Annotated in this window: 12 protein-coding genes; 9 read left to right on the top strand and 3 right to left on the bottom strand. The window is 68.4% G+C overall.

Going from position 1 to position 12,091, the window contains the following annotated elements; all coding sequences use genetic code 11:
- Positions 1 to 279, top strand: a 279-nt coding sequence (locus VKG81_RS20550) for a DUF1802 family protein (protein ID WP_324398569.1), incomplete at its 5' end; no start/stop codon positions are given.
- On the opposite strand, the gene VKG81_RS20555 is transcribed toward VKG81_RS20550, so the two are convergent.
- Positions 238 to 1,947, bottom strand: a complete 1,710-nt coding sequence (locus VKG81_RS20555) for a CocE/NonD family hydrolase (RefSeq protein ID WP_414685354.1) — start codon at positions 1,945 to 1,947, stop codon at positions 238 to 240. The genes VKG81_RS20550 and VKG81_RS20555 overlap by 42 nt on opposite strands.
- Before the next feature lie 7 nt (positions 1,948 to 1,954).
- Positions 1,955 to 2,539, bottom strand: coding sequence for a DUF3558 domain-containing protein (locus VKG81_RS20560; RefSeq protein WP_324398571.1), 585 nt, complete (start codon positions 2,537 to 2,539; stop codon positions 1,955 to 1,957).
- A gap of 125 nt (positions 2,540 to 2,664) precedes the next feature.
- On the opposite strand from VKG81_RS20560, the gene VKG81_RS20565 reads away from it, so the two are divergent.
- Genes VKG81_RS20565 through truB form a run of 3 tightly spaced genes read left to right on the top strand, consistent with a single transcriptional unit; the run spans position 2,665 to position 5,188 of the window.
- Complete coding sequence (locus VKG81_RS20565) at positions 2,665 to 3,639, top strand: metallophosphoesterase family protein (RefSeq protein WP_414685355.1); 975 nt, start codon at positions 2,665 to 2,667, stop codon at positions 3,637 to 3,639.
- Positions 3,636 to 4,307: a 4'-phosphopantetheinyl transferase gene (locus VKG81_RS20570; protein ID WP_324398580.1), complete on the top strand. Its 672-nt coding sequence runs from the start codon at positions 3,636 to 3,638 to the stop codon at positions 4,305 to 4,307. The genes VKG81_RS20565 and VKG81_RS20570 overlap by 4 nt, the downstream gene beginning before the upstream one ends.
- Positions 4,304 to 5,188: a tRNA pseudouridine(55) synthase TruB gene (gene truB, locus VKG81_RS20575; protein WP_324398573.1), complete on the top strand. Its 885-nt coding sequence runs from the start codon at positions 4,304 to 4,306 to the stop codon at positions 5,186 to 5,188. Before VKG81_RS20570 ends, truB begins: the two co-directional genes overlap by 4 nt.
- Positions 5,189 to 5,194: 6 nt before the next feature.
- On the opposite strand, the gene mntR is transcribed toward truB, so the two are convergent.
- Entirely contained in the window at positions 5,195 to 5,899 is a 705-nt protein-coding gene (mntR, locus tag VKG81_RS20580) for a manganese-binding transcriptional regulator MntR (protein WP_324398574.1), read from the bottom strand.
- A 141-nt stretch (positions 5,900 to 6,040) separates the two neighbouring features.
- On the opposite strand from mntR, the gene VKG81_RS20585 reads away from it, so the two are divergent.
- The 5 genes from VKG81_RS20585 to VKG81_RS20605 form a co-directional block, all read left to right on the top strand.
- Positions 6,041 to 7,015 (top strand): bifunctional riboflavin kinase/FAD synthetase, encoded by a 975-nt coding sequence (locus VKG81_RS20585; RefSeq protein ID WP_324398575.1) that lies wholly within the window; start codon positions 6,041 to 6,043, stop codon positions 7,013 to 7,015.
- Positions 7,016 to 7,112: 97 nt separating this feature from the next.
- Positions 7,113 to 7,382: a 30S ribosomal protein S15 gene (gene rpsO, locus VKG81_RS20590; protein ID WP_324398576.1), complete on the top strand. Its 270-nt coding sequence runs from the start codon at positions 7,113 to 7,115 to the stop codon at positions 7,380 to 7,382.
- Positions 7,383 to 7,694: 312 nt separating this feature from the next.
- A complete protein-coding gene (locus VKG81_RS20595) occupies positions 7,695 to 9,962 on the top strand; it encodes a polyribonucleotide nucleotidyltransferase (RefSeq protein ID WP_324398577.1) in 2,268 nt (755 codons plus the stop codon).
- Positions 9,940 to 11,283, top strand: a complete 1,344-nt coding sequence (locus VKG81_RS20600; protein WP_324398578.1) for a pitrilysin family protein — start codon at positions 9,940 to 9,942, stop codon at positions 11,281 to 11,283. Before VKG81_RS20595 ends, VKG81_RS20600 begins: the two co-directional genes overlap by 23 nt.
- Before the next feature lie 5 nt (positions 11,284 to 11,288).
- A partial coding sequence (locus VKG81_RS20605) for an SDR family oxidoreductase (protein WP_324398579.1) occupies positions 11,289 to 12,091 on the top strand: 803 nt, incomplete at its 3' end.

Genomic DNA, 12,091 nt, shown 5'->3' on the forward strand with positions numbered 1-12,091 from the left:
TCGCACCCCGATCGCCTTTCCGACATCGAGCCGCTGCACATCTGGACGGGGAAGTCCGTGCGTGCCGACAGAGTGGACTTCCGGCCGAAGCACAGGCTGCGCGTGCTCGTCGTACAGGCCTGCCCCCTCGTCGAGCCGATCGCGTTGCCCCGCACACCCGACTACGCCGGATGCACGAGTTGGGTGCAGCTGCCGGTGACCCCCGAATGGGGCCCGCCGGTGCACGACGACGCGGCGCTAGACGAGATCGCGGCGACGGTCCGGGCGCGGCTCGGCTGACGGAGGTCTGGAACTTGCGGGTAGCACCAACCGCGAGAGCCCGTGGTGCACCGAATGCGTGGAGGGCATCATCCGCCGGCCGGTAACAGCAGGCTCTTCCGTTCCCAGATTACGGGCGTAGCGCGGGTGGCACCCGCCCGCGACCAGCAGGCGGATCCGCGAACCGGCGCGGAACCGGTGCGAGGTGGCATCGAGCTCGATCCAGACGGCGTTGGGCTCGGCGGTGCCGACGAGTCGCCGATACCCGTCGATGACGTTTCGGGAGCGCCCCCCGGCGTCGACCTCGCTGACCCGAACGAACAGGTCCACGTGCGGGATGTCCGCAGCGTGCGACAGCTCGACGACAGGCTTGCCCACCACATAGAGATCCGACGCGAGGGGTTCGCCGGTGAAGGTGAGCACGTCGCCGCGCCGCGCCAGCCGGCTGTCCTTGCGGTAGCCGCCTTTCGGGGACAGCAGCCGGCCGCCGATCGTCGGAGTGGGGTTGGCCGGGTCGAACCGGAACGTGGACGGCGGGGCGGCGTCGAGGGGCGGTGACCCGGCCAGCGCGCCGCCGGGCGCCAAATACAGCACCTGTTGGCCGACGGCCGGCGGCCAATGCGTCAGGTCGACCCAGCGATCGCCGGTGACGAAGATCCGCACCGGACTGCGCTCGTCGGTCGTGATGCCTGCCAGGTGGGTGTCGAGCCACCGCAGCGACGCACGGGCGACGGGCCCGGCGCCGCTCGACATCATCTGCGTGTGCGTCCACGGCCCCACGGTGAGGGCCACGTCCGCGCCGCGCCGACGCAGGCGCCGGTACTGCTCGAGGGTCTGCTCCAGGAATATGTCCTGCCAGCCGCTGATCAGCAGCACCGGAACCTCGACGCGGTCCAGTGCCGCGTCGAAACGGAAAGGGTGCCAGAACGGGTCGTCGCGGTCGGGGTGTTCCAGCCAGGGCTCGTACCACGGGGCGCCGGTGCCGAGCAGCGAGCGGGCCGCCTCGCCGAGCGGCAGCCCTTCGGTCGCGCGGGCGAGCCGGCGACGCGCACCGATCTGCCGGAGGCCGGCCTGCAAGCGGGTGCCTTCTTCCTGGTGCGCGACCAGGTCACACCAACCCAGGTAGTCATTGAGCGTGAACGCGCCGGTGCCCCAGGACGCCTCGTTGAAGTCGTGTGGCCCCACCGTGACGACCGCCGCAGCCAGCTCCGGCGGTGGGTCCTGGAGCAGGGCCCACTGCGTGAAACCCAGGTAGGACAGCCCCACGGTCGCAAACCGGCCGGTGAACCATGGCTGGCAGCGGAGCCAGGCCACGGTGTCGGCGCCGTCGGCGGCCTCATTGACCATCGGCTCGAACACGCCCCCGGACCCGAACGTGCCGCGCACGCTCTGCAGGACGACGTGGTAGCCGCGCGCCGCGTACAGGCGGCCGAACAGCACCGAGAACGGGAACGCGCGCCCGTAGGGACCACGGACCAGCAGCGTGCCGCGCGGCGTCGCCGTCGTGGGCGCGTAGTGGTCGGCCAGCAGTTCCACGCCGTCGCGCATCGGTGCGCGGACACCGCGGTGAATGATGTAGTCCGTCGTCGGCGGGGGCAACCGCAATGAGCGCGCCATCGCACGGTGGAGGTACTTTCTTGCAAGCCCGCGGGTCCGGGAGCCCGCGGGCCGCTCCGAGGTAGCAGTCACTGACTGATCAGAATATGTAATACGGCGCGAGCTGCTGCGCCCGCATCATGTTCTCGGCGGGGCAGTCGACGTCCGGATTCGAGTAGATCGGCGAGAAGAACAGCGACTGCTGAATGACGCCATAACTCGTCTTGAAGGTGACCATGCAGGAGAACCACCAGCGGTTGTTCCAGTCGGTGGGCTTCATCACCCAGTACCAGGCGGCGCGGTGGCCGTCGACCGTGGCCTCGATCGCGTCGGGCGGAAGCGTCTGCTCGTAGGTGCGCCAGACGATCGGCTCGATCGCCATCTGGTAGTTCGCGGCGTCGTAGTGGCAGCGCAGGCCGTCTTCATGCTCTGGGGGAGTAAAGCCCAATCCCAGCCGCTGGATCACGTCCGGCGGAATGTCCTCGCACGGATCGAACGGCCGCTGGTTGGTGAGATCGAGGACCGGCGATTTGATCGTCGTGCTCGGATCGGTCATCGGCGCGGCGGTCGAGCGCAGCTGAACCGGAGCGGTGCCGACCAGGGCCGTTGACGCGCTCTGCCACACCAGGATCACCGCCGTGGCCAGGGCAGAGAACGCCGCGATCAGACGCAATCCGGTGACCATGGCACCCCCTCGCCTCGGCAGCCCCTCGGGGGAGTGTACAAGTCAGCCTGTCGGGCCACAGCCGAAAACGAGAACCTGTTCTAGTTCCGCCGGGCGGGCGGCGCAGCCGCGTTTCAGTAGGCTGGATCGTTGTGGCGACGCCTCCGGAGCCGCACGGCCGGCGACATCCAACCCTCTGGGCGATCAGTGACCTGCATACCGGTCACACCGGTAACAAGCCGGTCACCGAGTCGCTGTATCCCTCATCGCCGGATGACTGGCTGATCGTCGCGGGCGACGTCGCCGAGCGAACCGACGAGGTGCGCTGGTCGCTTGATTTGCTGCGCCGCCGGTTCGCGAAGGTGATCTGGGTGCCCGGCAACCACGAGCTGTGGACCACAGGCAAGGACCCGGCCCAGGTGTTCGGTCAAGCCCGCTACGACTACCTGGTTGACATGTGCGACAAGATGGGCATCGTCACCCCCGAACACCCGTATCCGGTCTGGGTCGACGACGGCGGCCCGGCGACGATCGCACCGATGTTCCTGCTGTACGACTACAGCTTCCTGCCCGACGGCGCGACCACCAAGGCCGAAGGGCTGGCCATCGCGCGCGAGCGCAACGTGGTGGCCACCGACGAGTTCCTGCTCTCGTCGGAGCCGTATGCCACCCGCGAGGCGTGGTGCCGCGAACGCCTGGCCTACACCCGTGACCGCCTCGAGCAGCTCGACTGGATGACGCCGACGGTGCTGGTCAACCACTTCCCGCTGGTCCGTGAACCGTGCGACGCGTTGTTCTACCCCGAGTTCTCGCTGTGGTGCGGGACCACCGCGACAGCGGACTGGCACACGCGATACAACGCGGTCTGCTCGGTGTACGGGCACCTGCACATCCCGCGCACCACCTGGTATGACGGGGTCCGATTCGAGGAGGTCTCGGTCGGATATCCGCGAGAGTGGCGGCGCCGCAAGCCGTATCGCTGGCTGCGGCAGGTGCTGCCCGACCCGGAGTACGCGCCCGGCTACCTCAACGAGTTCGGCGGCCACTTCGTCATCACGCCGGAGATGCGGGCCAACGCGGAGAGAATGCAGGAGCGGATCAGGCAATGGCAATTGCGATGACGGCCGTCGCCACGCTGATCTCGACGGTGCTGCCCGGCACGGTGGCCGCGGCCGAGCTGTATTGCGACCCAACGGACCTCGCACCGCTACCGGACGAGGAGCGGCTCATCGCCCGGTCAGTGGCGAAGCGGCGCAACGAGTTCATCACGGTCCGGTACTGCGCCCGGTTGGCGCTGCAGCAGCTTGGCGTTGCTCCGGCGCCGATCCTGAAGGGGGACAAGGGCGAACCGTGCTGGCCCGCCGGGGTGGTGGGCAGCCTGACGCACTGCGACGGCTACCGCGGCGCGGCTGTGGGGCGCGCCGGAGAGGTGCGGTCGGTCGGCATCGACGCCGAGCCGCACGGGGTGCTGCCGCACGGAGTGCTGGACGCGGTCAGCCTGCCCGCCGAACGCCGGGAGCTCGCAGCGATGCCGGACGGCCTGCATTGGGATCGAATCCTGTTCTGCGCCAAAGAGGCGACGTACAAAGCATGGTATCCGCTCACCTATCGGTGGCTCGGCTTCGAGGACGCCCACGTCGTCTTCGACGTCGACGCCGACGGAACCTCGGGTGAGTTCGTCTCCGAGATTCTCATCGACCCGACCGCAACCGCCGGGGCGCCACTGATCGCGCTGCGCGGGCGCTGGTCGGTGCGGAACGAGCTGGCGTTGACGGCGATCGTGCTGTGAGCGCAGCCGGGATCGTCGTCGTCGACAAACCGGCCGGAATCACCAGCCACGACGTGGTGGGTCGCTGCAGGCGCATCTTCGCCATCCGCAAGGTCGGGCATGCCGGCACTCTCGATCCGATGGCCACCGGCGTGCTGGTGGTCGGCGTCGAGCGGGCCACCAAGATCCTTGGCCTGCTGGTGACATCCGACAAGTCATACGCGGCGACCATCCGGCTCGGTCAGACCACGACCACCGACGACGCCGACGGCGACATCCTGGAGACCGCCTCGAGCGTCGGGATCACCGACGGCGACATCACGGCCGCGATCGCCGCGCTCAAAGGCGAGATCCGGCAGACACCATCGGCGGTCAGCGCGGTCAAGGTCGACGGCAAGCGGGCCTACCGGCTGGCTCGCGAAGGCCACACCGTCGAATTAGTTCCCCGCACCGTACGGATCGACCGGTTCGACGTCCGCTCGATCCGCCGCCGAGACGACCGCATCGACGTCGACGTCGAGGTCGACTGCTCACCGGGCACCTACATCCGCGCGCTGGCCCGCGACATCGGTGCGGCGCTGGGGGCCGGCGGACACCTCATCGCCTTGCGGCGCACCCGCGTCGGGACGTTCGGGCTCGGCGAGGCCCGCACGCTCGACGAGCTCGCCGAGCGGCCCGCGCTGAGCTACACCCTCGACGAGGCGTGCCTGACGATGTTCCCGTGTCGCAACCTCAGCGCCGACGAGACGCTCGCGACCAGCCACGGCCGACCACTGACGGCCGCCGGCATCGAGGGCCTCTACGCGGCGACCGCCGCAGACGGCCGCGTGATCGCACTGCTGCGCGACCACGGCCAGACAACAAAACCCGAAATCGTGCTGCGCCCCGCGACGTTGACGTGATCTCTGTCAGCAGGGCACGACCCAAATAGACTGCGCCGCGGGGCTTCCCAGTTCGACGGTTCGATCGGGGCGGGCGTCGTCGTGCCCGTCGCTGATTGCCACCGACACCGTCCCGGCGAAGTCGCGCCGGGCCAGCACGGTCAGGTGAGAGTCCAGCGCGATGCCCACCGCGTCGAAGTAGCGCAGCATCTCCGGGTCGGAGTCCGAGATGCGGGCCACCGATCCGTGATCGCCGTTGACGCACACCGACAGCTGACGGGCCGGCGGAGTCGGTACCTGCCCGTCGAGGTCGGGGATGGGGTCACCGTGCGGGTCGCGTTTGGGGTGGCCCAGCTTGGCGTCGATCCGCGCCATCAGCAGGTCGCTCACTGCGTGCTCGAGCACCTCGGCCTCGTCGTGCACCTCGTCCCACCCGTAGCCCAATTCGCGGACCAGAAACGTCTCGAGTAGCCGGTGGCGCCGGACCACCGACACCGCGGCCCGCCGGCCGCGCGCGGTCAGCGTCACCGCGCCATATTTCTCGTGCTCGACCAGGCCCTGGTCGGCGAGCTTGCGGATCGACTCCGACGCGGTGCTGGCCGAAACGCCGATCCGCTCGGCGAGCATCTTGGTGCTGATCTTCTCGCGCGACCACTCCTGCGCGTTCCAGATCACCTTCAGGTAATCCTGGGCAACCGACGTGAGGTCACGTACGTCGTCGGCAGCGCTCACGTGTGAAAGTTTAGGCTTTCCTGCCCTGATGCGGGGTCTCGCGCGAGCGCCGTCCGGCGCCTGCTCTTCGCGCAGGCGGCTCATCGAAAGTCCTCGCTCTTCGCGCAAGCGGCTCATCGAAAGTCCACTAGGCTTGCCGCTGTGCAGCGCTGGCGTGGGCAGGATGGAGTCCCCACGGACTGGGGCAGGTGCGTACTTACCATCGGCGTGTTCGACGGGGTGCACCGCGCACACGCCGAATTGATCGCGACCGCGGTGAAAGCGGGCCGGGCCCGCGGTGTTCCGACGGTGCTGATGACATTCGACCCGCATCCGATGGAAGTGGTGTTTCCCGGGAGCCATCCAGCGCAGCTGACCACGCTGACGCGTCGCGCGGAACTCGTCGAGGAACTCGGCATCGACGTGTTCCTCGTGGTGCCATTCACGCCGGAGTTCATGAAGCTCACGCCCGACCGCTACATCCACGAGCTGCTCGTGGAGCGCCTGCATGTGGTCGAGGTGGTGGTGGGGGAGAACTTCACGTTCGGCAAGAAGGCCCAGGGCAACGTCGACACGCTGCGCCACGCCGGGGAGCGCTTCGGGTTCGCGGTGCAGGCCATGTCGTTGGTCAGCGAACACCACAGGAACGAAACCGTGACGTATTCGTCGACCTACATCCGGTCCTGCGTGGACGCCGGCGACGTGGTGGCCGCCGCGGAGGCCCTCGGGCGTCCGCACCGCGTCGAAGGCGTGGTGGTGCGCGGGGACGGGCGCGGCCGGGTGCTCGGATTCCCGACCGCCAACGTCGCCCCGCCGATGTACTCCGCGATCCCCGCCGACGGCGTCTACGCCGCGTGGTTCACCGTGCTCGGCCACGGGCCCGTCGTCGGCACCGTCACTCCGGGCGAGCGCTACCAGGCGGCCGTGTCCGTCGGCACCAACCCGACCTTCTCCGGGCGCACCCGCACCGTCGAGGCGTTCGTGTTGGACACCGCCGCCGATCTGTACGGCCAGCATGTGGCCGTTGACTTCGTCGCGCGTATCCGTGGCCAGCGCAAGTTCGACCAGGTCGGTGACCTGGTCGCCGCGATGGACGCCGACACCGACCGGGCCCGCTCGATTCTGACGGCGCGGTGACTCGCTGCTAGACTCGCTGCTCGACACGGCGTGCGCTGCGGTTCGCGGCGGCCGCGCCGAAATTTCCAGCTCGCGGACCGATGATGGAGTTATCTACGTGGCGCTCACCGCTGAACAGAAGAAAGACATCCTGGGCCAGTACGGCCTGCACGACACCGACACCGGGTCGCCGGAGGCCCAGGTCGCGCTGTTGACGAAGCGCATCGCCGACCTGACCGAGCACCTGAAGGTGCACAAACACGACCACCACTCGCGGCGCGGGCTGCTGCTGCTGGTCGGCCGGCGCCGTCGCCTGCTGAAGTACGTCGCACAGGTCGACGTGGAGCGCTACCGCTCCCTGATCGAGCGGCTCGGGCTGCGTCGCTGACGCCGGTCGTGAGCGCGCTCCGCCCGAGCCCATCGAAGATGTGGCGTAGGAAACTTGACGATAGGGGCAATGTAGACTAATGGCGTTCTGGTGCGGTCCGCGCATGCCCGCGCGAGCCGTTCCTGCGTGTAAGACAGGGTTCACTGCCGGACACGCCTGCATCGGGCGGTCTTCGGTAGTGGCGGCCGGAGTGCTTTCCGGTCGCTTCGATCGACGACCGTAGCCGTATCAGGCCACGCCGTTGGAGAAATTGTTCGCAGTGCCCTGTGAGACGCGAAAACAACCGAACCACAGGAAGGCACACGGACATCCATGTCTGTAGCTGAAATCGAAGAGGGCGTCTTCGAATCCACAGCGATCGTCGACAACGGGCGCTTCGGCACCCGCACCGTTCGCTTCGAAACCGGCCGGCTCGCGCAACAGGCCGCAGGCTCGGTCGTCGCCTATCTCGACGAGGAGACGATGCTGCTGTCGGCGACCACCGCAAGCAAAAACCCGAAGGAGCATTTCGACTTCTTCCCGCTGACCGTCGACGTCGAAGAGCGCATGTACGCCGCGGGGCGGATCCCCGGGTCGTTCTTCCGACGTGAGGGCCGGCCGTCGACCGATGCGATTCTGACCTGCCGGCTGATCGACCGCCCGCTGCGGCCGTCGTTCGTCGACGGGCTGCGCAACGAGGTTCAGGTCGTCGTCACCATCCTGAGCCTGGATCCCAACGAGCTCTATGACGTTCTCGCGATCAACGCGGCGTCGGCGTCCACACAGCTGGCCGGTCTGCCGTTCTCCGGCCCCGTCGGCGCCGTGCGGGTTGCATTGATCGACGGCAGCTGGGTCGCGTTCCCGACGGTCGAGCAGCTCGAGCGGGCCGTCTTCGACATGGTCGTAGCCGGGCGAGTCGTCGGCGAAGGCGACAAGAAAGACGTCGCCATCATGATGGTGGAGGCGGAAGCCACGCAGAACGTCATCGAGCTGGTCGGTGGCGGCGCTGGAGCCCCGACCGAGACCGTGGTGGCCGAGGGCCTGGAAGCGGCTAAGCCCTTCATCGCGACACTGGTCGCCGCGCAGCAGGAGCTCGCAGGCCGCGCCGCAAGGGAGACCGCCGAATATCCCGTCTTCCCGGACTACGCCGAGGACGTGTACTACTCGGTGGCTTCGGTGGCCACCGACGAGCTGTCGCAGGCGCTGACGATCCCCGGCAAGGCCGAGCGCAACGACCGCATGGACGAGATCAAGGCCGAGCTGCTCAACCGGCTCGCCGACACATACGCCGGGCGGGAGAAGGAAATCGGCGCCGCCTTCCGGGGGCTGACGAAAAAGCTTGTCCGCCAGCGTATTCTGACTGACCACTTCCGCATCGACGGTCGCGGCATCACCGACATCCGCGCCCTGTCCGCCGAGGTGGCTGTGGTGCCCCGCGCACACGGCAGCGCGCTCTTCGAGCGCGGCGAGACGCAGATCCTCGGCGTCACCACGCTGGACATGTTGAAGATGGCGCAGCAGATCGACTCGCTGGCGCCCGAGACCACCAAGCGCTACATGCACCACTACAACTTCCCGCCGTTCTCCACCGGTGAGACGGGCCGTGTCGGCTCGCCGAAGCGCCGCGAGATCGGCCACGGCGCACTGGCCGAGCGGGCGCTGGTGCCCGTGCTGCCCAGCGTCGAGGAGTTCCCGTACGCCATCCGGCAGGTATCGGAGGCGCTCGGATCCAACGGCTCGACGTCGATGGGCTCGGTGTGCGCGTCGACGCTGGCGCTTCTCAACGCCGGCGTGCCCCTGAAGGCACCGGTCGCCGGCATCGCGATGGGGCTGGTCTCCGACGACATCGAGCTCGAGGACGGCAGCACGGAGCGCCGATTCGTCGCGCTGACCGACATCCTCGGCGCCGAGGACGCCTTCGGCGACATGGACTTCAAGGTCGCCGGCACGAAGGACTTCGTCACCGCCCTGCAGCTGGACACCAAGCTCGACGGCATCCCGTCGCAGGTGCTGGCCGGGGCTCTGTCACAGGCGAAGGACGCGCGGTTGACGATCCTGGAAGTCATGGCCGAGGCCATCGACGGGCCCGACGAGATGAGCCCGTACGCGCCGCGGGTCACCACGATCAAGGTGCCGGTCGACAAAATCGGCGAGGTCATCGGGCCCAAAGGCAAGGTCATCAACGCGATCACCGAGGACACCGGCGCGCAGATCTCCATCGAGGACGACGGCACCGTGTTCGTCGGTGCGACCGACGGGCCATCGGCGCAGGCCGCAATCGACCGGATCAACGCGATCGCGAACCCGCAGCTGCCAAAGGCCGGTGAGCGTTTCCTCGGAACCGTTGTCAAGACAACCGATTTCGGCGCTTTCGTGTCGTTGCTGCCGGGTCGTGACGGGTTGTTGCACATCTCCAAGCTGGGCAAGGGCAAGCGGATCGCCAAGGTCGAGGACGTCGTGAACGTCGGCGACAAGCTGCGCGTCGAGATCGCCGACATCGACAACCGCGGCAAGATCTCGCTGGTCCTGGTCCCCGAGGACGACAACGCCGACAACGCGCCGCAAGCCGCGCCGGCCGATGCCGCGACGTCTAACTCCTGACGGCGGCCCGGCGCTGCGCCGGGTTCCGCGTTCCGACAAGGCTTCGGCGGCGGTGCATCGCACCACGTTGCCCGGCGGCTTGCGCGTGGTCACCGAGCAGGTGCCGTCGGTGCATTCGGCGTCGGTGGGTGTGTGGGTCGGCGTCGGCTCGCGCGACGAAGGAGCGAGCGTCGCCGGTGCGGCACATTTCCTCGAGCACTTGCTGTTCAAGTCGACGCCGACGCGCTCGGCGGTCGACATCGCCCAAGCCGTCGACGCGGTCGGCGGCGAGCTGAACGCGTTCACCGCCAAGGAGCACACCTGCTACTACGCGCACGTGCTCGACAGCGACCTCGAGCTGGCGGTGGACCTGGTCGCTGATGTCGTGCTGCGCGGCCGCTGCGCCCCTGACGACGTCGAACTGGAACGCGACGTGGTCCTGGAGGAGATCGCGATGCGCGACGACGATCCCGAGGATGCGCTGGCCGACGTGTTCCTGTCGGCTTTGTTCGCCGAACACGCCATCGGCCGCCCGGTGATCGGCAGCGTGGACTCGGTATCGGCGATGACTCGCGCGCAGTTGCACTCGTTTCATCTTCGCCGCTACGTCCCCGAGCGCATGGTCGTGGCCGTGGCAGGCAACGTCGACCACGACGAGGTCGTCTCCCTGGTACGCGAGCACTTCGGGCCGCGACTGATACGTGGCCGCACGCCGCTGCCGCCACGCAAGGGCACCGGGCGGGTGGCGGGCCGCCCGGCTCTGACGCTGATCAAGCGCGACGCCGAGCAGACGCATGTGTCGCTGGGCGTGCGGGCGCCGGGCAGACACTGGGAGCACCGCTGGGCGCTGTCGGTGCTCAACACAGCGCTGGGCGGTGGCCTGAGTTCAAGGCTTTTCCAGCAGATTCGGGAGAACCGGGGGCTGGCTTACACGGTCTACTCGACGGTCGACACGTTCGCTGACAGCGGTGCGCTTTCGGTGTACGCCGCCTGCCTGCCCGAGCGTTTCGACGAGGTGGTCCGGGTAACCGGCGAGGTGCTGGAAACAGTTGCGCATGAGGGCATTACCGAATCGGAATGCCGCATAGCGAAGGGCTCCCTGCGGGGTGGTCTGGTGCTTGGACTGGAGGACTCCGGATCGCGGATGAACCGGATCGGTCGCAGCGAGCTGAACTACGGCGCGCACCGCAGCCTTGCCGACACCCTGGACCGCATCGACGCCGTGACCCTCGACGAGGTGAACGCGGTGGCCCGTCGGCTGCTCAGTCGGCCGTTCGGGGCGGCCGTGCTGGGCCCGTACAAGTCAAAGCGCCAACTGCCGCAGCGGCTTCGGGCATTGTAGAAACGATGAACGTTACCGGGAAGGTCGTGGTCGTAACCGGCGCGGCTGCCGGGATCGGCCGGGCGCTGGCCCTGGCGTTCGCCGATGCCGGGGCGCAGGTAGTGGTTGGCGACATCGACGCCGCGGGCGTCGATCAGACGGCGGATCTGATAGCGGCGCAAGATCACCCGGTCGCGGCGCGGCGCGCCGATGCCGGCTCGGAGGCTGACATCAAGGCGTTGACCGCGCTGGCGTCAGCCGATTTCGGGCGGGTGGACATCTTCGTCGCCAACGCGGGCATCAGCGGCCCGCCGGGGCTCGTCATCCCCGAGCGGGACTGGGACCGAGTCATCGACGTCAACCTGCGGGCCCACATCAGGGCCGCCACGCTGCTGGTGCCGGAATGGGTGGAACGCGGCGGGGGCCACTTCGTGTCGATCGCCTCGGCAGCAGGGCTGCTCACCCAACTCGGTGCCGCGGCATATGCGGTCAGCAAGCACGCAGTCGTCGGCTTCGCCGAATGGCTCGCCATCACCTACGGCGACGACGGCATCGGCGTCAGCTGCGTGTGCCCGATGGGTGTCAGCACCGCGCTGCTCAACGAGCTGGGCGACTCGCCCGACCCGTCAGCGCGGCTGGCGGCAGACGCCGTCACGAACGCCGGGGAGGTGCTCGAACCGGACCAGGTCGCGCGCCTCACGGTGGACGCCGTGGGCGAGAACAGATTCCTGGTGCTGCCGCACCCCCACGTGCTCGACATGTACCGCCACAAGGGCGAGGACTACGACGGCTGGATCGCGGCCATGCGCCGCTACCAGCGGCGGCTTCA

This window comes from Mycobacterium sp., assembly GCF_035314905.1.
In the GTDB taxonomy this organism is placed as follows: Bacteria; Actinomycetota; Actinomycetes; order Mycobacteriales; family Mycobacteriaceae; genus Mycobacterium.

What these genes read in the sequence shown, in the direction of transcription:
- VKG81_RS20595 (WP_324398577.1), top strand. Translation starts at nt 7,695, where the DNA reads ATGTCTGTAGCTGAAATCGAAGAGGGCGTCTTCGAATCCACAGCGATC.
- VKG81_RS20560 (WP_324398571.1), bottom strand. Translation starts at nt 2,539, where the DNA reads ATGGTCACCGGATTGCGTCTGATCGCGGCGTTCTCTGCCCTGGCCACG.
- VKG81_RS20600 (WP_324398578.1), top strand. Translation starts at nt 9,940, where the DNA reads ATGCCGCGACGTCTAACTCCTGACGGCGGCCCGGCGCTGCGCCGGGTT.
- VKG81_RS20570 (WP_324398580.1), top strand. Translation starts at nt 3,636, where the DNA reads ATGACGGCCGTCGCCACGCTGATCTCGACGGTGCTGCCCGGCACGGTG.